21 protein-coding genes are annotated in these 23,231 nt (G+C 39.8%); 2 read left to right on the plus strand and 19 right to left on the minus strand.

Annotated elements, in window-relative coordinates:
- Positions 1-172: 172 nt before the first annotated feature.
- The 8 genes from H131_RS15030 to H131_RS15065 all read right to left on the minus strand — a co-directional run bounded on the left by H131_RS15030 (position 173) and on the right by H131_RS15065 (position 11,666).
- On the minus strand, positions 173-2,275 hold the full coding sequence (locus H131_RS15030) for a serine hydrolase domain-containing protein (protein WP_036131561.1): 2,103 nt from the start codon (positions 2,273-2,275) through the stop codon (positions 173-175).
- A gap of 287 nt (positions 2,276-2,562) precedes the next feature.
- Complete coding sequence (locus H131_RS15035; RefSeq protein ID WP_036131564.1) at positions 2,563-3,564, minus strand: alpha/beta fold hydrolase; 1,002 nt, start codon at positions 3,562-3,564, stop codon at positions 2,563-2,565.
- 219 nt (positions 3,565-3,783) lie between these two features.
- Positions 3,784-4,722, minus strand: a complete 939-nt coding sequence (locus H131_RS15040; RefSeq protein ID WP_051112207.1) for an alpha/beta hydrolase — start codon at positions 4,720-4,722, stop codon at positions 3,784-3,786.
- 316 nt (positions 4,723-5,038) lie between these two features.
- Complete coding sequence (locus H131_RS15045) at positions 5,039-5,980, minus strand: alpha/beta fold hydrolase (protein WP_010860032.1); 942 nt, start codon at positions 5,978-5,980, stop codon at positions 5,039-5,041.
- 307 nt (positions 5,981-6,287) lie between these two features.
- The gene (locus H131_RS15050; protein WP_010860033.1) at positions 6,288-7,655 is read right to left on the minus strand and encodes a sensor histidine kinase; all 1,368 of its coding nucleotides are present in this window, start codon (positions 7,653-7,655) and stop codon (positions 6,288-6,290) included.
- Positions 7,652-8,326 carry a response regulator transcription factor gene (locus H131_RS15055; RefSeq protein WP_036130433.1) on the minus strand — a complete coding sequence of 225 codons (675 nt, stop codon included), beginning with the start codon at positions 8,324-8,326 and terminating at the stop codon, positions 7,652-7,654. Before H131_RS15055 ends, H131_RS15050 begins: the two co-directional genes overlap by 4 nt.
- 332 nt (positions 8,327-8,658) lie before the next feature.
- Positions 8,659-10,926, minus strand: coding sequence for a protein translocase subunit SecDF (gene secDF / locus H131_RS15060; protein WP_036130435.1), 2,268 nt, complete (start codon positions 10,924-10,926; stop codon positions 8,659-8,661).
- A 401-nt stretch (positions 10,927-11,327) separates the two neighbouring features.
- Positions 11,328-11,666 carry a post-transcriptional regulator gene (locus H131_RS15065; protein ID WP_051112152.1) on the minus strand — a complete coding sequence of 113 codons (339 nt, stop codon included), beginning with the start codon at positions 11,664-11,666 and terminating at the stop codon, positions 11,328-11,330.
- 93 nt (positions 11,667-11,759) lie between these two features.
- On the opposite strand from H131_RS15065, the gene H131_RS15070 reads away from it, so the two are divergent.
- On the plus strand, positions 11,760-13,277 hold the full coding sequence (locus tag H131_RS15070; RefSeq protein WP_010860037.1) for a putative polysaccharide biosynthesis protein: 1,518 nt from the start codon (positions 11,760-11,762) through the stop codon (positions 13,275-13,277).
- Here H131_RS15070 and H131_RS15075 read toward each other — a convergent pair.
- From H131_RS15075 to H131_RS15110, 8 genes are all read right to left on the minus strand, one after another.
- The gene (locus H131_RS15075) at positions 13,274-13,909 is read right to left on the minus strand and encodes a DUF421 domain-containing protein (protein WP_010860038.1); all 636 of its coding nucleotides are present in this window, start codon (positions 13,907-13,909) and stop codon (positions 13,274-13,276) included. The genes H131_RS15070 and H131_RS15075 overlap by 4 nt on opposite strands.
- 148 nt (positions 13,910-14,057) lie before the next feature.
- Entirely contained in the window at positions 14,058-14,324 is a 267-nt protein-coding gene (gene yajC / locus H131_RS15080) for a preprotein translocase subunit YajC (RefSeq protein WP_036130438.1), read from the minus strand.
- A 141-nt stretch (positions 14,325-14,465) separates the two neighbouring features.
- Complete coding sequence (gene tgt, locus H131_RS15085; RefSeq protein ID WP_010860039.1) at positions 14,466-15,611, minus strand: tRNA guanosine(34) transglycosylase Tgt; 1,146 nt, start codon at positions 15,609-15,611, stop codon at positions 14,466-14,468.
- Positions 15,612-15,666: 55 nt separating this feature from the next.
- Entirely contained in the window at positions 15,667-16,710 is a 1,044-nt protein-coding gene (queA, locus tag H131_RS15090) for a tRNA preQ1(34) S-adenosylmethionine ribosyltransferase-isomerase QueA (protein WP_010860040.1), read from the minus strand.
- Between the two features lie 18 nt (positions 16,711-16,728).
- Positions 16,729-17,733: a Holliday junction branch migration DNA helicase RuvB gene (gene ruvB / locus H131_RS15095; RefSeq protein WP_036130443.1), complete on the minus strand. Its 1,005-nt coding sequence runs from the start codon at positions 17,731-17,733 to the stop codon at positions 16,729-16,731.
- An 18-nt stretch (positions 17,734-17,751) separates the two neighbouring features.
- On the minus strand, positions 17,752-18,372 hold the full coding sequence (ruvA, locus tag H131_RS15100; protein WP_010860042.1) for a Holliday junction branch migration protein RuvA: 621 nt from the start codon (positions 18,370-18,372) through the stop codon (positions 17,752-17,754).
- Positions 18,373-18,485: 113 nt separating this feature from the next.
- Entirely contained in the window at positions 18,486-19,361 is an 876-nt protein-coding gene (locus tag H131_RS15105; RefSeq protein WP_329600454.1) for a phosphotransferase, read from the minus strand.
- Complete coding sequence (locus tag H131_RS15110) at positions 19,351-20,406, minus strand: LysM peptidoglycan-binding domain-containing protein (RefSeq protein ID WP_010860044.1); 1,056 nt, start codon at positions 20,404-20,406, stop codon at positions 19,351-19,353. The genes H131_RS15105 and H131_RS15110 overlap by 11 nt, the downstream gene beginning before the upstream one ends.
- A 141-nt stretch (positions 20,407-20,547) precedes the next feature.
- Here H131_RS15110 and H131_RS15115 point away from each other — a divergent pair, with 141 nt between their 5' ends.
- Positions 20,548-21,078: a transcription repressor NadR gene (locus H131_RS15115; RefSeq protein WP_010860045.1), complete on the plus strand. Its 531-nt coding sequence runs from the start codon at positions 20,548-20,550 to the stop codon at positions 21,076-21,078.
- 225 nt (positions 21,079-21,303) lie between these two features.
- Here the strand turns inward: H131_RS15115 and H131_RS15120 are convergent, their stop codons facing one another.
- From H131_RS15120 to H131_RS15130, 3 genes are all read right to left on the minus strand, one after another.
- Positions 21,304-21,693 carry a thiol-disulfide oxidoreductase DCC family protein gene (locus H131_RS15120; RefSeq protein WP_010860046.1) on the minus strand — a complete coding sequence of 130 codons (390 nt, stop codon included), beginning with the start codon at positions 21,691-21,693 and terminating at the stop codon, positions 21,304-21,306.
- A gap of 21 nt (positions 21,694-21,714) precedes the next feature.
- Positions 21,715-22,593 carry a prephenate dehydratase gene (pheA, locus tag H131_RS15125; RefSeq protein WP_010860047.1) on the minus strand — a complete coding sequence of 293 codons (879 nt, stop codon included), beginning with the start codon at positions 22,591-22,593 and terminating at the stop codon, positions 21,715-21,717.
- A 160-nt stretch (positions 22,594-22,753) separates the two neighbouring features.
- A complete protein-coding gene (locus H131_RS15130; RefSeq protein WP_010860048.1) occupies positions 22,754-23,209 on the minus strand; it encodes an ACT domain-containing protein in 456 nt (151 codons plus the stop codon).
- Between the last annotated feature and the right edge of the window lie 22 nt (positions 23,210-23,231).

A 23,231-nucleotide genomic window follows, 5' to 3' on the forward strand; every position in this document is an offset into this window, starting at 1 on the left:
GAAGAAAGTATAAATACTTTATTTGCCCTTTTGTGGCTATAAACAACCTTTAAGCGTACATGTACTTGTTTCAACCAACACGTTCTACAATTCCTCTCATGGCCGAACAACACAGCCTTATCTAGTAAAGTAACAACCTTATAAGTCAGCTTCATAGATGAACCCATATTTATTATTTCAATGAAATCTCAAATTTGGAGCCAACTTCTCCTGCAAATACTACTCTACCGTTCTCTGGTAACAGAACTTCATTGTTACCGCTGACCACGGTATAGTTAATGCAAACACCTGCTTGATCATATACAGCAAAAGAGCCCTTCGTAGGCATCTTAACCGTCATAACCTTTCCTTTTGCAGCCTCAGGCACTGAAAACCAGTTCGCATAGCCGTCCGCTTGAATCGTTGTCGAAGACGTAAATTCTTTACCAGTGTAGAGCGGTTTTACAAGTTGCTCACTTGCGTATAAGTTTCCTCCTGCCGTAACATACTCTAATCCATTCTTCTTAAAGAAATTGATTTCCAGAGTATCTCTCCCAGCCATGCTAGGGATTTGCAGTTGGTTAGCTGCATTGTTTTCTCCAATAATCTTATTATTTAAAAAATATCCAGGAACTTCTTTAACCATATCAATAGGTATCATTGATCCAGAATTGAAGTAAAGCATCGATGTATATTTCTCACTCACCAAGTAATATTTTTCACCTTCACGTTTCTCCCATGCGGCAGCTACGCCATTGGGTAATACATTGGCTTCGAGCTTTTCAGCATTATACCCTGAGACAGCTGTTTGTCCTAGCCCCGGGACGGTTATATATAAGCTGGACCATAAGTAAGTGCGCCCATTTTTCTCAACAACGAATTTTAATTTTTCTGTGCCTTCAGCGTTCACAAAAGAACCATCAGCCGTATACATATACTGTTGAACTGGATTGTCCGGAGCCGTTACCGTGGAAACAGACAATTCGCCTACAAGATTAATTTCTACCTTCATTAAATTACCAGAACCACCGCCGTAAATACCTGTATACTGAGAAAATTCCTGCGGCATACTCGCCTTTATAGGCAAACCATGCAACTTGTCTGGCATCCGTTCATGAATAACCCTCTTCTCCTGAAGTGCACTAAGCAGCAGTTCATTCGCTAACAATTGATTTACTACGCTGGAACCACCTGAAGAAATAACAGCCGCAGCCATATTGTGTTCTGGAAGCACGACTAACGAAGAGTGATAGTTCATCGTATCTCCACCTTTCGTAAGTGCCTTGATGCCGTATTCATTGTATGGGAACAAATTCACACTATCCCAGCCTAGTCCGTATGCGATGGAAGAAGGATCAGTTTCCTCTGGCCACATGCCTCTTTTATACTCTTCTTGTGCCATAGCTTCCACCGACTTCTTAGAAAGAATATCATCTGCATGTCCAGTGAAAATTTGTGAGAATTTAACGAGATCTTCAGCTGTAGAATACATGCCACCTGTTGCAATAATATTGTAATTCTCACTTGGGAGTTGTCCATTATAAGCAGGGGAATAGATCCCGGCCATTGTCGCTGAATCCACTCGATCCAGCGGTGTTTTCGTATGATTCATTTTTAGAGGCTCTGTCAAATACTTGTGTATAAAAGCTGTAAAAGACATGCCACTTACTCTCTCTACCAAAATCTCAGCTAATGTAAAACCATCGTTGCAATATACCGAGTACGCTCCTGGCTCTGCCTTTAAATTTTGAGTCGCCAATTGCTCTAACAAATTATCGTGTGCATAAGTATCATTATCCCCATACAAACCTGTATTACGGTACGAGGTTCCAAGTAGACCAGAGGAATGATTCAGCAGCATACGTGGTGTAATCTGTTTATAACGATCGTCTTTCATCTTAAAATCAGGTATATATTTTACAACGGGTAAATCCAAATTTACCTTACCTTCGTCTACAAGCTTCATAATGGCAGCCGTGAGTACCATTTTGCTTGTAGAACCTATACCATACATTGTATTTGAAGTAAGAGGTATATTGTCCTTTATGTCGTTTTTGCCTGCATGCCCTGAGATGACAATTTCTCCATCATCAATGATCGCATATTGCGCACTTGAGATGCCGTAAGTTTCTGTTATCAGCTTGGCTTTCTCGGTCGCTATTTTCTTAGTCGCATCAAATGTAACAACACTGCTATCGGTGGTTGTTGTGGCCATTGCAGACATTGGAGCAAGCATTGTTAGCATAAGGGTTAAAGCGACGATTGGAGTTCGTTTTCTACCTTTTCTCGGGCCCATCTTCAATTTTATTTCTTCTCTTGATTTCACTCGTATCCTCTCCTATCATTATCTGTTTATTGGGCTACCTTAACGGGCCCTAAGAAAAAGCCTATACGACGAAAATATTCTACCAGTGACGACAGTATGAATGGAGTATGAACAAATGAAAAAAATGCTACGGCGCACATGCCAGGAAGCTTGCACATAATGCCGTAGCATGGATAATACGAGGACTGTGTTTAGATAATGCGAATGAGAGCATGTTGTTACATCAAATAGTTACAAACAAACTTTCATTTTAAAAATTATCTACTGTCTTGCTTTACTTCTTCCATAAACGCCCTGAAGTTTTCAGCGATTTCTTTTGATTTGGTATGGTGTAAATAATGTGTTCCTTCAAATGTCATCACTTTTCCATATACAGAATCTTTTACTTGCTCTTCATGTAGTGTTGACCATCCTTCAATTCCAGTACTATTCGGTTGTAAAAAGAAAATAACAGGAAGGTTTTTTGGGAATGTTAAATTTTCAGCTGCTTTAAAATTAGAAAACCTATTTTCTATTTCATTCACAATGGTGGGATTTCTAAAGTTTTTGTAAGAAAGAATTCTCATTTGTTCTTTTGTTTCATCATCAACTGGTAGAGTAGCATATGGGTCAGCACTTAGTTTCATTACTAATCTGCCTAAACCTGATTCTTTGAGTAGTGTAATTACTGAATTAGGTATTGGAGATTCAACAACCTTATCACCATATTGCCTTGGAGCACTGCTATCGATCCCGACAAATGCACTCACTTCGTGTTCATATTTGTTCACATAATCTAGTCCGTAAATGCCCGCAATGGAGTGACCCATTAGAATATAGCGGTCAATTTTAAGAATCTGTAAAGCTTCATGAATTTCACTTACAATATTTTCTGTGCTTCGTTCTTTTTCGGTTATATCACTTAATCCATAACCAAATGGCTCAATCACTACGACTTTGTAAAATGGCGATAACTCTTCTACTAGCGGCTTAAAATCAAGTGCTGGTGTTCCTGTTCCCAAACCTGGTAGTAGCACGACGGTTTCTTCGCCTTGTCCTTGAATCAAAACATTCATATTTTTCCCATCTACTGTTACAGACTGACCATAGGGTTTTATTTTTCCTTCCTCTGATTTGCTAATGATCTTATCAACGACAAAAACGATGGCTATAAAAACGACGATTGCTATAACTAATGCTGCTAATATTTTAAGTAAAATGATAAGCATTTTTTTCATCTTATTAGCTGGTTTTTTGCCTGTTGTTGTGTCCAAGTCCATTTTCTTCACCTCTCGTATTTTCACTCACATCTTCTCCTATCGTTACCTCTCTATTGGACTGCCTGCCTTATCGGGCAGTTAAGACAAGCATATACGGCGAAGATGAACTCACTGTGACGTCAATATGAACCGAGTATGAACAAGCAAAAAAATGCCACATCATCATATGTACAGTGAAAAACCGCCCCAAAGGACGGTTTTCATATCACTTATGCACACTTACTTTGCTTCTTTCATAAATTCTCTAAAGTTTTGAGCGATTTCTTTGAATTGGGTATGGTGTAAATAATGTGATCCCTCCATTGGGATCATTTTTCCATGTACAGAATCTTTTACTTGCTCTTCATGTAGTGGAATCCATCCTTCTACGCCTGCATTATTCGCTTGTACAAAGAGAAGAAGAGGAAGGTCTTTAGGGAATGACAAGTCTTGAGCCCCTTTAAAATTAGAAGATATATGTTCCATTTCATTCAAGGTAGTGGCATTATACATGTTTTTATTCGAAATCATTTTCATTTGCTCTACAGTTTGAGCATCAAACGCTAGTCCAGCATAGGGGTCACCACTTACTTTCATGATCAATCTTAAGAGGCCTGATTTTTCGACAAATGCAAACGTTTTTACTGGCAATTCGACATCCATACCCGGTTGTGTTGGAACACTGCTATCGATTCCGACAAATGCACTCACTTCGTTTGGATATTTGTTGACATAATCAAGTCCATAGATACCTGTAATGGAATGGCCCATTAGCGTAAATTTGTCAATATCAAGCTGTTGTAAAGCTTCATGCATCTCACTGACAATATTCTCAGTGCTTCGTTCTTTATCGGTCTCATCACTTAATCCATATCCGAAAGGCTCAATCGCAACGACTTTGTAAAATGGAGATAACTTATCGATAAGCAGCTTAAAATCAAGCGCTGGTGTAGCTGTTCCATAGCCAGGTAGGAGCACGACGGTTTCTTCTCCTTCACCTTGAATGAAGACATTCATATTTTTTCCGTCTACTGTTACAAACTGACCATAAGATTCTATTTTTCCTTGCTCCATCTTATTGCAGATAATATTAACTAGAAAAACAATAGCTAGAAAAAGCACTAAGACTATAGCTAAAACTGCTATTATTTTACCTATGATGGTTAACGGTTTTTTCATTATGTTTGCACGAGTGGTGTAGAGCGGCAACTGCAGCTTGTTTTCTACCTTTACTCGTGCCCCCCTCCCTTTCATTCTCTATTCGCATCTTCTATCCACATCCGTATATTCCGGCTACTTTTACAAACCTAAATACAGCTTATACAACAAAAGTGTACTATCTATGACAACAATATGAACGGAGTATGAACAAATAAAAAAATTTTACAGCGTCACATGCTAGAAAACTTTAATGGTAGCTTGGAGAATGTGGCTTAGACAATGTAATTGATACAAAACTATTACAATAATTGTGACAGGAATTTTTTCACTACACTTATTTTATTTCATCCATATACGCCCTGAAATTTTCAACAATTTCTTTTGCTTTAGTACGATATAAATAATGATCCCCTTCAAATGTCATCACTTTCCCGTGTACTAAATCTTTTATTTGTTTTTTATGCTCTGGTATCCATCTTTCAGTTACTTTATGATCTGCTTGTATAAAGAAAATAACGGGTAGATTTTTTGGGAATGATAAATTTTCAGCTGCTCTAAAATTAGCATACATATTTTCAGCTTCATTTAATTGGTTGGGATTAAACCTGTTTTTGTGTATAAGAATACTCAATTGTTCTTTTGTTTTATCATCATATGGTAGTGTAGCGTATGGGTCATCGCCTAGCTTGATTTGCAATCTGGCTAAACCTGATTTTTTGAGTAGTTTTAAAGTGCCTATTATTGGAGATCCAATCTTTTTCTCGCTTATCGTTGGCACACTGCTATCGAGCCCGACAAATGCACTCACTTCGTTTGGATATTTGTTCACATAACCCAGTCCGTAAATGCCAGAAATGGAGTGGCCCATTAGAATATAACGCTCAATATTTAGCTGCTGTAACGCTTCATGTATTTCACTGACAATATTCTCTGTGCTTCGTTCCTTTTCGGTCAGTTCACTTAATCCATAACCAAAAGGCTCAATTACAACGACTTTGTAAAATGGAGATAACTCATCGATAAGTGGCTTAAAATCGAGTGCTGGTGCTGCTGTTCCATAACCTGGTAGGAGCACAACCGTTTCTTCTCCTTGCCCTTGAATGAAGACATTCATATTTTTCCCATCTACGGTTACAAACTGACCATAAGATTCTTTTTTTCCTTGCTCCATTTTGTTGCAGACAATATTAACTAGAAAAACAATAGCTAGAAAAAGTATGATGGCTATAGCTAGAGCCGCTATTAATTTACCTATAATGGTTATCGTTTTTTTCATGATGTTTGCACGAACACGAGGGTGTAGCGCGGCAATGGAAGGCCGTTTTCTCCTTTGGTCTCGTGCCTCTCCTCTCTTTCATTCTCTATTCGTATCTTCTATCCACATCCGTATATTTCGGTTACTTTTACAAACCGTTAAGGACAGCTTATACAATGAAGGTGTACTCCCTATGACCACAATATGAACGGAGTATGAACAAATAAAAAAATGTTACGGCGTCATATGCAACAAAGTTTACACATGACGCCGTAACATGGAGAATACGAGGTTGTTACCATAATTCGAATGTAAGATTTGAATGGCGTTACTCTTTCGGTGTTACGATTGGCAAAGTGACAATGAACGTCGTTCCTCTGCCGGGTTCGCTTTCCACGCGGATGTCACCTTGATGTAGCGATACAATCTGTTTAACGATGGCAAGTCCCATACCACTACCAGCATACTTACGACTGTGTGAACGATCCGCCTTAAAAAACCGCTCGAATATACGCTTCTGGTCCTCGTAGGAAATACCAATACCTTTGTCGGATATTCGTACTGTCGCATTTTTGGTATCTTGTTTGATGCTAACGTTAATAACGCTGTTATCCTTGGAAAATTTGATACTATTCACGAGAATGTTTGTCCATACCTGGTTTAATTGATCATAATCAGCTTCTAGACGAACGGCTTCCAAATCAAGCTCAAAACGGATGTTGCGAGCCGTCCACTGCGGCTGAATTGCCACGATGGCTCGTCTGATTTGTTCATCAACACTGAATGTGACCAACTGCAATTGCTGCGACTGCGATTCAAGCATACTCAATTTTAAGAGACTATCGCTCATTTTGGACATCCGATGTGCTTCAGCAATGATAATATCGAGATAACGATGTCTTTCGTTATGTGTGATGTCTTCTTGCTTGAGCGCTAGAGCATAACCCGCTATCGAGGTAAGCGGTGACTGAACTTCATGTGACACATTGGATACGAATTCCCTCCGCATCTGCTCAAGTTGCTGCAGATCGTGCGTCATTTCTTCGAAGCTGCGCGCTAAAGTACCTAGCTCGCCCTTTTGCTTAATATTCAGCTTGACGTTAAAATCGCCACCTGCTATATGCCTAGTTGCATTTGTCAGCCTTTTGATCGGTTTGACTAGGAACATGGCAGCAACCAGTATCAATAGGCTTCCCGCTATCAACGAATAGCTTGAAAAGTTCAAAATCCACTTTATTACAAAAGAGGAGGAGGGGAGGGCAATCGGTTCTATAAACATCGCTTTCGTTCCCATTTCGGTTGTCAATGGCAACCCTAAGAGAACCGTAGAAATACCACTTTTATTGATTTGAACAGTTTCCCCATCTAGTACTTTTTTTACTTGTTCCATCGTCACAGTAACAAGCTTGTGTCCGTTCAGCTCTCCGTAAGACTGGAACTGACCCGTTTCTTCGTAAATTCGAATATGATAGGAATTGAGTTGATTCATGCCACTTATGAATGTGTCCGCTTCACGTAACGGTAAAGTCTCATAAATCCGAGAAATGTCCTGACCAAAGTTAAATAAGGGGATTTGCAGATTTTCATTCAATTTCTCTTCAAATACCCAAACTGCCAGAAAAAAAGCAAAGATTGTGCCCACGATAACGGACACTAAATATGTCAAGACAACACGTGTATATAAGGACTTAATCATTCGACGACCTCAAGACGATAACCAAGCCCACGTACCGTTTCGATACGAAAATCGGTTGTATTCGAGAAGCGTTCACGCAGGCGTTTAATATGTACGTCTATCGTTCGATCATCTCCGGCGTAATCAATCCCCCAAATTTGATCGATCAACTGCTCGCGTGTATAGACTTGTCCAGGCGTTCCAGCGAGCTTATATAGTAATTCAAACTCCTTCAGCGGCAACATGAGCGCCTCCGTCCCTCGCATCACCTTATAGGTCTGTCGATCTAGAATGACATTGCCTAACTGAATTGTCTGCGTGGAGCCAATTCGGTATCGTTTCAATAGTGCCTTAACACGAACCGACAACTCCAACGGATCGAATGGTTTCGTCAAATAATCATCCGCTCCAAGTTCAAAGCCTTTCACTTTCTCCCATGTTTCGCCCCTTGCAGTCAGTAAAAGTAACGGTAAATCAGGGTTGGCCCTCCGGAGCTCCTTGCATAACGTCCACCCATCCATCGTCGGCATCATGATATCAAGCACGACAAGATCGACTTGCTCCTTAGTATAGACAGCCAGTGCTTCCTTGCCATCCGCTGCTTCTACTGTTGTGAATCCGTCCTTGCGTAAAAATAAACAAACGAGTTCGCGAATGTTCGTATCGTCGTCAGCAACCAGTATAGTAGTCATGCGTTTCATCTCTCCCTGTTTCCCATCCCATATTTGAAGTAATCATTATACTATAACTAAAATAGAATTCCCTCTAATTTTCCTATAATCCTGAACTGGCCTATTATTAACTGTGCCATCGTTCAGTATTCGAAACTCGGAACGCTGAATCTCTTTCACTCTCAACTATTCTTGAATCTAATGATTTACGCTAATTATTATGATGTTTTCTATCGGATTTAAAAAAGATGCCGTCTGTAAATTACAGACAGCACCTTCTTATGTTACCTAGAGCTTTTTAAATGTCCTTTAAAGGATACACTTTATCTAGCAAGGAAGTTTATAAATATTTATTAAACAGTAGGTTCGTCAGTTCCCCATTGTTTTTTCTCTTTTTTGTGTAACTGACCATCTGATTTTTTCATCTCACGAATTTTTAGTGAGTACCAGATTTGTGCTGCGATACAGATAGAAGAGTACATACCTGTGAATAAACCAATTAATAACGCAATTGAGAAGTTTTGAATAGAAGGTGCACCAAAAATTAACAGAGCCACAACGACGATAATTACTGTTAATACCGTGTTCACAGAACGTCCCATTGTTTGACGTAATGATTTATTAACAATATTCGCCAACACTTCACGATCTTTAATTGTTTCATATTGATTTAAGTTTTCACGCATCCGGTCAAACGTAACGATTGTATCATTGATAGAGTAACCGACTATCGTCAGTACAGCGGCAATGAACGTAATATCAACCTCTAAACGCATAAAGCTAAATACAGCAACGATTAAGAATACGTCATGGAGCAACGATACAATTGCCCCTACACCCATGCGCCATTCGAAACGAACCGCTACATAGATAATGATGCCAAGAGCAGCTAGTGCTAAGGCTTTAATCGCATTTTTCACAAGCTCTTTTCCGACTGTCGCTGAAACAGTACTTACAGTCGGTTCATGACCATATTTTTCTTCAGCATCTTTTTTGAATTTTAAGATCTCATCTTGTGATAAGTCATCTTTATAACGGATAACCGCCGAAGTGCTTTTTTCACCAGAAAGAACGATATCCTCTGATGAGAAGCCAATGCTATCGATATATTTAGAGACTTCTTCTTTGCTTAATGTTTGGTCTGCTTCAATCTGTACACGTGTACCACTTGAGAAATCAATGCCAAGATTTAAGCGGAAGATACCAAGGACCACTAAGCCAGCTACTAAAATAGCTAATGAGAAGGTATAGAATTTTTTACGATTATGAACAAAGTCAAAACGATCAAACTTCGTCGATAAATCTAGCGTACCTATATTTTCGTCTAAACTATGCTGTTTAGATTTTGCAATTCCAAACAAAGCTGGGTTATTGACGTAACCACTGTTCACAAGTAATCCCAATAGTACTCGAGATCCCCAAACAGCTGTTAGGAAACTTAGTAAAATCGAAATAATTAATGTTGTAGCAAAACCTTTAACAGAGCTTGTCCCAAATTGGAAGAGTACAGCTGCTGCTAATAACGTAGTTAATTGCGCATCGATAATTGCAGATAACGATTGTTTCGAACCTATTTGGAACGCCTGCTTAACCGAGTGTCCCACGCGAAGTTCCTCTCGGATACGCTCCGCAGCTAAAATATTGGCATCTACTGCCATACCAATACCGAGCACGATGGCTGCGATACCTGGAAGTGTTAAGACAGCATTAATCCAATCGAATACGACAAGGACTAGGAATGTGAAAATACATAGTGTAATAATTGATATGAAGCCAGGTAAACGATAGTAGAATAGCATGAAGAGGAAGATGATTACTACCCCTACAATTCCGGCAAAAACTGTACTTTTCAATGCTTGGTCACCAAATTGTGCGCCGACTGAAGTAGAGTAAGTTTCCTGTAATTTTACTGGGAGTGCCCCAGCATTTAATATGCCTGCTAAATTTTTTGTTTCTTCAACTGTAAAATTACCACTAATCATTACATCTGTAGTGTTTAATGTTTGGCTTACTGCGGCTGCTGATTCATAGCGAGGATTTGCTTTTTGTGATTCCGCTTTATACGAATCGACACCCTCCTCAAAATCTAACCATACAACAAGTAAGTTTTGACCTGCTGGTTTGGCAGCAATTTCACTTGTAATATCCGCAAATTTTTTCGCATCTTTTAATGTAAGTGAAACAATTGGACGATTTTGTTGGTCAAAGGAATCACTCGCTCCATTTCCCTTTAAATCATCACCGTCTAATAATAAATTATCATCGACATCACGAAATGTTAAATTCGCTGAAGTTGACAATAATTTACGCGCTGATTCTTGGTCTTCGACACCCGCTAATTGCACACGAATGCGGTTCTCTCCTTCGACCTGAATGCTTGGCTCACTTACCCCCATTTTATTAATACGGGTACCAAGAGCCTTTGCAGTAGCTGATACAACTTCTGGTGTAATTTTTTGTCCTTCTTTTAATTCTTGTACTTCATAAAGAACCTCAAACCCGCCCTGTAAATCAAGGCCAAGCTTAATGTCCTTTAAGACGCCTTCTACAGTCGTACTCATGGTTGATATAAATAACACCAAAAGCAGCACGAATGCAACAATACGACTTCTTAATTTCATCTAAAAATCCTCCTCGAAATGGTGCAAGGTCATCCCTTACACTACAAACAAGTATACTTGCAATACTTTTGAAGCGTTTATTCCTCCTTTTCTTCTAGAATAATGTTACGTGTGCTTCAAAAGAGATTGCTCACCTTATTTCAATCGTTCAATAACGCGCAAATTTGTCCCATACTAACGGATGCTAAGACTCCCGCTTGGCAATAAAAAGTAAGCGGAAGAGCAAGTACCCGTAAGTACCCGATTCGTTCAACTACTAATCTGAAGGAATAAAGCCCCTCCGATTAAAGTTTCACTTTGTACAGTCAGATTTTGACGAAACTTGTACAAAGTAAAAAAGCGCAACACACTCATTATGAAACACGTTGCGCTTGGTGTCAATTCTACACTGTAGTATTCTTTTAATCTTTTACAAATCCTACATATTCTGGTTCGTTTCTAACAGGACCAAGCAATGATTTTAGCTCGTCCGCGTTCACTTCTGTAAACCAATCATTACTTTGTAAAAACTCCACTTGATTAAACGATACGATATCGGACGGTCTTACAGCAAAAATAGTAGCGATTACTTCATAGAGACGTAATTGCTCAACATTTTTTTTCCGCCATTTCTTTTCTACACAAAAACGCCATAGTTCCTCCGCTGTTATAGCATCGTACTGAAAATGCTTAAATTCTGCTATCTTACTATCAATTGCCGGACGAATTTTTTCAAATAGTTGCGCATGTTGCATACTCATTTTGAATCATCTCCAATCAAAGTTGTATCGTAAGACGTGTTTGCATACAAATAGTGTAAATGAATTTTTGCGGCTTGAGAAGGGACGGATGGCATGAGTTCTTTTGTACGGGGTACACTATTTTTAATGTTTGTCATTTTTTTATCTAAACTCTTTGGCTTCTTTTATAGAATGCAATTTATGCGTATTGCTGGAGAAGAGGCTGTCGGCATTTACATGACCGCCTACCCTGCTTTTATTTTCTTCATCTCACTCATTCAATTGGGACTACCTATCGCTGTAGCTAAAATTGTGGCAGAATTACTAGCAAAAAATAAACGAGAAAGCATTTTCGGTGTTATGCGTACGGCCATTCTTTGGTCGCTTATTGGTATGATTGTTTTTATGCCACTCGTTGCACTCACTATACCATATATCTCTTCTACACTTTTACATAATGAACAAACAACATTTACACTATGGATTGCTCTCTTTGCTGTGCCAGTATCTGTAGGCTCTGGGTTATTGCGTGCTTATTTACAAGGTGTCGCAAAAATAACACCAACAGCTTGGGCACAAATGCTTGAACAGATTGTACGTATTGGTTTTATTACCTTTATGCTACCATTTGTAGCTACTTATAATAATGCTGCAGTGACTGCAGCCTCTGCAATGGGTATTACGCTGCTAGCTGAAGTGGTTGCTTTCTTGTATTTATGGCTCCACTATATTGTTTCAAAGAAAAAATTATTGACACGAAAAAGCAAAATTGAGTCCTACCCTGCTACCCCCATGCTACGAGTTGCCCTGCCATCTGCGGGTAGTAAACTTTTTGGCTCCTTCACTTGGTTTCTAGAGCCAATTATATTTTTAAAAGCATTAACGATGGCAGGTCTAACTGCTTCTGCGGCAACCATTTTATACGGGGTCATTTCGGGTGTTTTAGTGCCACTTCTATTATTCCCAGCCTTCGTTTCCACAGCACTGTCAATCGTACTGATACCAGCTGTTAGTGATGCCGTAGCACGTCAACATACGTCTCTCTTACAGGAAAGGATTTCTGTGTCATTACGCCTTTCTTCTCTGGTAGGTTGCTTTGCCGCTACGTATTTTTTTATTCATGGTGACGAACTGGCGATGAAGCTCTTCCACTTAGAAGAAAACCGTGGTTATGTGAAAATTTTAGCGCCGATTTTTTATTTTTATTATATTCAAAGTCCATTACATTCGATTTTGCAAGCCATTGGTGAGGCTCGAGCTGCCATGATGAACTCCATTTATGGTGGCTTAGGTAAATTATTTGTTATGTTTGTTCTTGCTTCACAAGCGGGGATACAGGAAAAAGGTGCTGTTGTAGCCATTGGCTTTGGTGTCTTGCTCACTTCTTTCTTGCATATTGCCACTGTACGACAACGCAAAAACTTACGTGCTGGCTTCCGTATGTTTGTTGTTCCTTATAGCTGCTTTATAGCTGTTTGTATCGCTCAATATTTTATCATGCAATTCATGCCACTTCCCTTTATTTTAAGTAGCTGTGTAACCCTATTTTTACTGTTCACGTTCTTATTATTTTCCAATCAGTTACGCATGACCGATTTACGCTATATTCGTAAGCTGGCAAAAAAAGTTTAGGATTCTTTCAGTTGGATATGAAGTCGATTGTCTTCCCATATACAGAAAAACACAGTGTTACTATCCTTAATGTTATTTTTACCTAGCTCTGCCATTAACCATTCAACATCCTTATGCAGGATCATTAAATGCCTTTCCTGAATATCACCATCGATAATAAGTGGATAGACAAAAGCCTTCTCGTCTTTCTTATAAACGGAAAGATTACCAGAAGGCTCTAAATATGCAAAAGCAATTTCAGTAATCGAAGCGATACCATTTTCTCGTAATTGCTGACATAAATCATCTAAATTATAACGTTGCTTGCGCATCTCGCTTTCTAAGATAACACCATCTCTAACGAGTAATGCTGGTTCGCCATCAACCAAATCACGTATTTTTTTATTTTTCAACGACAAATAGGCACTTACAATTTGAATGACAAGTAATATGAGTATTGGTAAGATGGCATTAAATAATGGGTTTTCATAGTCATCTAGCGCAAAGGCTGCTACTTCTGCAATTAACACAAAGACAACTAGATCAATCACGGATAACTCACCAACTTCTCGTTTACCCATCAAACGAAAAACAATTAGTATGAACACGTATAGAAAACATGTTCTAAAGATAATCATGAAATATTCTTCCATACAGACACCCCCATACTATCAAGGTGACCGTGAAAGCTACTTTTTATACAAAAAAAGCTGTGTTAAAAATGTATCACCATTTCACGACATAGCTTCCTGAATTACATAAGGCGCTGTCCAAATAAGTTTGGGACAACGCCTTTGAAAATTATTTTTGATCATTTGCTACACGTCCGATTGCTTGACGGTCAAATTTCACACGTACATTATCAGCTATGATTAATGTGACAGATGTGTCCTCGATTGAGTCAACAACACCATGTAAGCCACCGATTGTAATAATTTTATCACCACGCTGTAAGCTACTTTGCATATTTTGCGTTTCCTGCTGTCTTTTTTTAGCAGGACGGATTAAAATAAACCACATCGCAACGAACATTACTAAAATCATTATTAAGCCAGAATATTGCTCCATAATTCTTGCCCCCTTTCCAAATCTCACTTTTTTAGTATAGACTATTCCACCCTAAAAAAGCGATGGACAAGCCCAAAATTTTTCTATATTATCAATAGTTTTTCTATTACAGGTAAAATTTCGCTAAGCTGCATTCCAAATTTAGAAGTTTTTTGCATTCGGTCCGTTAAAGCCATACTTCTCGAAAAATTCTTCACGGAAATCGCCTAGGCGGTCCTCACGAATTGCTTCACGCACTTGTTCCATTAATTTCAAAAGGAAGTGCAGGTTATGATAAGACGTTAAACGAATTCCAAATGTCTCTTCCGTACGAATTAAATGACGTACATACGCACGAGAATAGTTTTTACAAGTATAGCAATCGCAGTTTGGATCGATTGGACCAAAGTCACGAGCATACTTTGCGTTTTTCACGACTAGTCGACCTTCAGATGTCATTAATGTTCCGTTACGTGCAATACGTGTCGGTAATACACAGTCAAACATATCGATTCCACGAATAGCTCCGTCAATGAGTGAATCTGGAGAGCCAACACCCATTAAATAACGAGGTTTATTGTCAGGCATTAATGGTGTCGTGAATTCTAAAACTTTGTTCATGATATCTTTTGGTTCACCCACCGATAAACCACCAATTGCATAGCCTGGGAAGTCCAGCTCTACTAAAGCTTCAGCTGAGCGGCGACGTAAATCTTCGTATTCCCCACCTTGAATAATCCCAAATAAACCTTGCTCTTCTGGTCGAGCATGGGCTTCTTTACAACGCTTCGCCCAACGCGTTGTACGATCTACCGATTTCAACATATATTCATGTGTTGCAGGGTATGGTGGGCATTCATCAAACGCCATCATAATATCTGAACCAAGATCATTTTGAATTTCCATTGCTTTTTCTGGACTTAAAAATAGCTTGTCCCCGTTTAAATGGTTACGGAAATGTACGCCTTCTTCTTCAATTTTACGGAATTGGCTAAGTGAAAACACTTGAAAACCACCTGAATCCGTTAAAATTGGGCGATCCCAGTTCATGAATTTATGCAAGCCACCTGCTTCCTTTACGATATCATTACCTGGACGAAGCCATAAATGATACGTATTAGATAGAATAATGCCGGCATTCATTTCTTTTAATTCCTCAGGAGACATCGTTTTAACAGTTGCCTGTGTCCCGACTGGCATAAATGCTGGCGTTTCAAATGATCCGTGCGGTGTATGCACGATGCCAAGACGTGCCCCTGTTTGCTTACAAGTATGGAGTAGCTCATAACGAATTGCTGGTTGTGTCATATAATAAATAATCCTCTCTTATCTGAAGTAAAAACAGTACTTCGATTTGTTTCCTTTACAGTCCTTTTGGTCGAATAAACATCGCATCGCCAAAGCTAAAGAAGCGATATTTCTCTTCTACAGCTTGTGTATAGGCACTTAAAATAGTATCTCTTGTCGCAAGTGTACTAACAAGCATCACAAGTGTAGATTTAGGTAAATGGAAGTTTGTAATTAAGCCATCTACTACTTTAAAATTATAGCCCGGATAAATGAAAATGGATGTCCATCCTTGTTCTGCACGCACTTCGCCTTCATATTTTGAGCCGATTGTTTCCAATGTACGTGTAGACGTTGTACCTACTGCAATGACATTGCCACCGTTCATCTTCACGCGGTTTATGGTCGCCGCTGCTTCTTCGGTAACACTATAAAATTCAGCATGCATTTCGTGGTTTTCAATGGCGTCTACATTTACAGGGCGGAAAGTTCCAAGACCAACATGTAGTGTGATGAAAACGATTTCTACACCTTTCGCTTTCACTTGTTGTAATAATTCTTGCGTAAAATGTAGACCCGCTGTTGGTGCCGCCGCAGAGCCACGTTCCTTTGCATATACGGTTTGATAACGCTCCTGGTCATCTAATTTCTCACGAATATATGGTGGCAGTGGCATTTCTCCTAACTGCTCCAAAATTTCGTAAAATATACCTTCGTAATTGAAGGCAAACAAACGTCCTCCATGATCGAGTTCACCTGTACAAGTTGCTGTCAGTAAACCGTCTCCAAACGTCACAACTGTGCCGACTTTCACACGTTTGGCAGGCTTTACAAGTGTTTCCCATTCATCCGTTCCTGTGATTTGCTTTAATAGCAACACCTCAATATGAGCACCCGTTTCCTCTTTCACACCCATTAAGCGCGCTGGTAAGACACGTGTATCATTTAACACAAGGCAGTCTCCTGCATTTAGTTCATCTAAAATATGTGCAAAATGATGATGCTCTACTTCCTCTAATCCTGGTGTAACCATCATTAATCGGCTCGCTGTACGGTCAACAAGCGGTGTTTGCGCTATAAGCTCTTCTGGTAATTCAAAATCAAAATCTTCTACACGCATTAAAAAAACTTCCTTCTTCTATGTTTGTTGGGGATAATCATATCCAAAATGTTCGTAAGCTAGATGTGTCGCTACTCGACCACGTGGGGTACGTTGAATAAAACCAATTTGCATCAAATACGGCTCATACACATCTTCAATCGTCACACGTTCCTCGCCTATAGAAGCAGCGAGTGTATCTAAGCCTACTGGACCTCCACGGAATCGCTCAATCATATTGGTCACAAGTTTATGGTCAATATGGTCTAGCCCTCTAGGATCGACTTGTAGTAATTCCAGTGCTTGCTTCGCAAGATCCTCCGTTATCATACCATCTCCAAGGACCTGTGCATAATCTCGCACTCGTTTCAGTAAACGATTGGCAATACGGGGGGTACCACGTGAACGTCTTGCCATTTCACCGGCAGCGACTTGCTCAATATGCACAGCAAATAAATGTGCACTTCGCACAACGATTTCAGCGAGTGACGTATCATCGTAGTATTCTAAGCGCAGCAACACCCCAAAACGATCTCGAAGTGGTGCTGACAATGCGCCCGCTCTTGTGGTAGCACCAACAAGTGTGAATGGCGGTAAATCAAGGCGGACAGAACGAGCTTCAGGCCCCTTACCCACAACGATATCTAAACAAAAATCCTCCATCGCTGGATACAGTACCTCTTCAATCGCGCGTGGCAGACGATGTATCTCATCAATAAATAACACATCTCCCGGTTCGAGTGAGCTTAATATCGCCGCTAGATCTCCTGGTCGTTCGATAGCAGGGCCACTCGTCATGCGCACATTGACATTCATTTCATTGGCAATGACTGCAGCCAAAGTTGTTTTTCCAAGCCCAGGAGGACCGTATAACAGCACATGATCTAAACTTTCTTGACGAAATTTGGCCGCTTCAATGAAAATTTGTAAATTCTCTTTTACCTTATGCTGCCCAATATATTGCGCTAATCTTTGTGGTCGAAGAGATAATTCAAACTGGTCATCATAACTTCCTGCTTCACTTGCCATCATTCGTTCTGACATGTACTTGCCCTCCTTCCCTTATTTTATCTTCAATAGTAATTGCAATGCTTGTTTCATATAGGCGTCTGTCGTTTCAAGTTTATCATTATCCTCAAGCTGTGGACGAATTTTTTCCAGTTCCTTTTCAGAATAACCAAGTGCCATAAGCGCAAGTAGAGCTTCTTCAAGTTCATGTTTATGCGGATTCACACCAAATAATGGTAACTCATCATCTGTACTAGGTAAATCGATGGTATCTAGTAAAGAACCAAGCTTGCCTTTTAAATCTAAAATCATTTGACGGGCCGTTTTTTTGCCCACACCTGGGAATTTCACTAAAAATGTCTCATCTTCCCGTTCTATTGCACTTATCACCTGTTGCGGGTTACCTGTTGCCAAAATCGCAAGCGCACCCTTTGGCCCAATACCTGATACTAAAATAAGCTTACGAAATAGCTCTCGTTGATCTAAATTTGGAAAACCATACAACAGTTGTGCATCCTCACGAACATGCAAATGGACATATATTTGTTGTTCAGTTGCCGTTGTACGAAACGCGAATGGATTAGGTGTATTCAACTGCCACCCAATCCCTTGTTGCTCAAGCACAATGTATTCTGGGGTAATACGCATTACTTGCCCTTTTAAATAATCATACATATAAAATCCCTCACATTCATCGTCTTCGATTATAGCATATAGCGAACGAATGCTCGACTATATTAAATGGTGATAGTGGGCGTTCACACACAAAAATGACCGCCCATAGACGGTCATTTTTTCATGAATCTATCAATATCGTACCACAGTTTCGGCCAGTATGTGAGGGCACGTTTAGTAAACGGTATTAAATAATCTAAAAATACAAGCTGTTGCTCTAAAGGTAAGTCCACTGCAAAAAGCCATTCTCGTAGTAACTCATTAGGAAATTTTAAACGATGGTATTTTCTTTTATCTAAATCCTTGAGCTCAGGTAACTCAGCTAAAATTTTACCTAGGTCATAATCTACTGCTGGTAATACACGATGTAACCATAAAATATATTCATCATCAGCTTCTCCTAGATGTGCTAAATCAAAATCGATTAAGCGTAATTCTCCGTCACTACACCATAAAAAATTATGATGCACGACATCGCCATGTAATAGCGTAATATCTTTTTCTGGCACATCCTCCATAGCAATTAACTGTAATGACTTTTCACTATAATGTACTATTTGATTTACTTCTTCTTTCGTTAAAAATGCACGAAAATCATTTCGTCTGCTTTTAAAACGCATGTGACGCATTTGCCATTTTAAAAGCTGTGAATAGGTGTGCAAACCTGGCACTCGTTGCCATGCGATTTTTTTATGTGTCTCATGTAAAGCCATTAATAGCTTAAGTGATTGCTCACGATCTATTTTATGTGCAAAATTCGCACTATGACTCCCCTCTTGCCACAATTGCACAATAAGCTGCTCATCATCACTTTGCACTAAAGGTAGGACGAGTGAGGGTTCAAGACGTCCAAGTTGTCGATGAATTGCCCTCACCTTTTCTGCTACTTCTAATTGCTTCGCCCTTTTAACAAAGTAATTATTCGATCGGTAATTATATTTCCAAATATTAGGCTTTACTTCCTCTACAATGTAGGCTTTACCATCGATAAGGCGTCATCCCGCCTGGGAAAAAATGCGGGGACATCCATGGTCCACATGTTGGGCACGGCGGCGAACATGGTGGTGGACATGGTGGTGGACATGGTGGCGGACATGGTGGCGGACATGGTGGCGGACAGTTGCATTGGTCAAATTGCCAATTTGGCATCATCGCTGGCTGTGAACCACAACCACAGGACTGCCCCATCTGCATCTCTGGCATTGGCTCAAAATGATGCTGAACATGTGCATCATTCACAGGGAAGAATGGAGATGTGCTTGACTCTAAGAAATGACCTGCACCAGCAACGTCACTTGCAGGCATTGGCATTGGGCAAGGTGCTGGTTGCTGTGGCATTGAACATGGCTCTACTTGTGGGTGCATGTGATGCATTGGCATTTGATGCATTGGCATTTGATGCATTGGCATTTGATGCCACCACATTTGATGATGCACCGGCTGATGGCAACTCGGACAATGTGGGACCATTGGCATTTGTGGCATGACATGAATAGGCGGTGCTGGTGGCGGTGTCGGTTTGGCTACTGGTGGCGGTGGCGGCGCTGGTGGTTGAATTTGAATTGGTGGTATAACAGGATGCTCAACTTGCGGCATGACTAATTGTTGATTCCAATTAAGCTCTACTGGTTGAGGCACCCACATTGGTTGCTGTGGCATTGGTTGTGGCATAGGCATAGGTATTGGATATGGTATTGGAATCATTTGTGGCTCTGGCATTGGCATCGGTGGCGGTGCGACAATAGGAGGCGCTGGCATAGGCTTCTGCACCTCTTTTTTGACACTTTCTTTCACAGGCTTATGAGTAGGCATCTCTTTATGGATTGGTGTTTCCTTTTGCTGTCCTTTGTTATGTGCTCCTTGGTTATGTGTTTCCTTGTGTATTTTTTCAGGCAGAATAATTTCCATGCCCGGTACAATATAATCAGGGTTGGCAAGATGGACATTGAGCCGCTTCAAATCTTCAAACGAAATGCCGTACTCTTTCGCAATCTTCCACAATGTATCTCCCTTTTGAACAATATGAATACGCAATTTTTTCCTCCCTTCTTCTCTTCGTATCATATGTTCAATGTTTCATTTGGATACAAAAAATTCACGCATGTTGTAAAAGCTTCATGGTACACTAATGCTTAAGGAATACGTTTCCTTCATTACAGGCAGAGGTGATCTCTTATGAAAAAAATGTTAGGCGAAGAACGCCGACTGCAGATTCTAGCACAACTAAAAAAAAGCAATACACCTATAACAGGAACAGACTTAGCTAAATTTGCAAACGTTTCAAGACAAGTCATTGTCAATGATATAACTTTATTAAAGGCTAGAAATGAACCCATTATAGCAACGAGCCAAGGCTATATTTATATGCACCAAGACCAACTATACCAAACTGTTGAACGTACCATTCCATGTTTTCACACGCCGGAAGAAGCAGAAGATGAGCTTCTGGTGATTGTGGATTGTGGAGGTACAGTGAAGAATGTAATTGTTGAACACCCCATTTATGGAGATATTACAGCTTCCATTATGGTATCTAATCGCCATGATGTTAAAAAATTTGTGCAACGTGTTAACGATACACAAGCGAGCTATTTATCTGCGCTAACAGGCGGGACACATCTTCATGTCATTTCTGCTCCATCTGTAGAAATTTTAGATTTAATTGAACAAAACTTACAAAAAAAGGGCTATCTAGTAATAGATTAAATAACATGAAATTGAATGTTTTCTAAAAAAGAGGGATCCCAAAAGCAAATGGGACTCCTCTTTTTAACGGTTATTTTCAGGTGTATGAATCCTCTTGCCAAGCGCATCTACCAGTAAATCATTATCATTATTAAATGACATACTATAATAAGGAGCCATCTTAATTTACAGACCGATCATCACACAAAAACGGAGCTGTCCAAAAAATTGGACGCTCCAGCGTAATTAGAGAAATCTTTTTCGTTGAGTAGGTGTTGGTAATAGACACGCTTCTTTTTTACCGAAAAGACGATAGCGATTTTTAGCAAATTTTCTATAGACGACATTTCGGATAAAAGGAGGGATGACAATGAAAGCATAACAGCTAGGCCACAAGCCATCTAAACGCCGACTAATTTTAAGAGCTGCCGTGGATTCAAAATAAGCTTTCCCATGCTCTACTAAAATAACACTATCTATGTTTCCCGGAACTTTATATGTTGCCAGAATCTCCTGTCCAACCTCACTTTGAATAGAGGCAAACTGAAAATAAGCAGCCTGATCACGTTTAATAACAAACTGTACACTGCTATGGCAAAAATTACAAACTCCGTCAAACAAAATAACACCAGCCACTAAAATCCCTCCTAACCAATATTAAGCCTCGTCTGATGTTAGATACGTAAAGTATGTACCAAGTGACTTCACTTTACAGCCTAGAGCTGCTAACTCTTCCATAGCACCTCGCATCATTGGTTCTTTTTCATCCGCTAATACATCAATCATAAAGAAATAATCACCCAGTCCTGTTTTTAATGGACGCGATTCAATTTTACTTAAATTTAGCTGGCGCCATGCAAATACTGAAAGTACCTGATGCAACGCCCCTGAACGGTCCGTTGGCAAAGTAATCATGAAGGTTGTTTTTGCCTGTCCATCTGATAATTCCTGCGGCAATCGCTTGTTTTGTTTTGATAATACAAAGAAGCGAGTATGGTTAAAATGAAAATCATGAATATTTGATTGCACGATGTCTAAGCCATATCTTTCAGCCGCTACCGCGTTACCCACTGCTGCGATACACTCAGTCGGATTTTCAGAGACATACTTTGCCGCTGCCGCTGTTGATGTTGTTTGATGTAACGGAACATCACTGAAACGATAGAACAAGTACTTATGACATTGAGCTAGCGCATGAGGGTGCGAATATATACCCTCGATGGACTCCCAGTTGTCCTGTTGTGCTTTGTTCACCATTAAATGTTGCTGAATTTTCAGTTGTAATTCACCTGTTACATAAAGTGTCGCCTCATGGAATAAATAATCAAGGGTTAATGGCACTGAGCCCTCTAACGCATTCTCTAGTGGTACAACTGCTAAATCAACTTTTCCCTCTGCTACTGCCTCAATACACTCTGGAATCGATGCACAAGGGACTAACCATTCAGTAGGGAAAATAGCTTTTGTTGCCAAATATGTAAAAGATGCCTCTGGTCCTAAATAGGCGATTCGTTTCTCCCAATTTTGCTCTGTCATTGAATTTACCTCCTTCGCTACGATAGGTAGCTATACATCCGTCTTAATTTTTCGAAAACTCTTGCTAAAAAAGAAAGGGGCCTATGACAAGCCCTTTCTTTGAAAAAGTTTTCATGCCTACAGAACGAGGTGACTCAGATATAACTCTGAGCCACCCCTTTTACAATGCGCCAGAACTAATAACTTCCGCAGACTCTACAAAATCTAAACGCTTTAGCTGATGCATTAAATCATCAAGCTCACAGCTCATACTTGTTACATCTAAAGACAGTGTAACATTGGCACGACCTTGAATTGGAATCGTTTGATGGATTGTCAGTATATTGCAATGCGTGTTTGTTACAGTTTCTAAAAGCTTTGCAAGTGTTCCTTTACGGTCCTGAAGCTGTAAAAAGACTGTTAAAATCCGTTCTTGCACAATAGAGTGGAAAGGAAAAACAGCATCACGATATTTGTAAAACGCACTACGCGATAAATCCACTTGTTTTACCGCATCCCATATGGAAGATACCGTACCACTTGAAAGTAAGTGTTTCGCCTCCAAAGTTTTTTGCATAGCATCTGTCAAAACGTCTTCACGAACTAAATAATATCGCTGGTTAGCAACGTTTTTCATACTCTTCCCCCTAAAACCTATT

Origin of the sequence: Lysinibacillus sphaericus OT4b.31 (genome assembly GCF_000392615.1) — a bacterium.
Taxonomy (GTDB): domain Bacteria; phylum Bacillota; class Bacilli; order Bacillales_A; family Planococcaceae; genus Lysinibacillus; species Lysinibacillus sphaericus_B.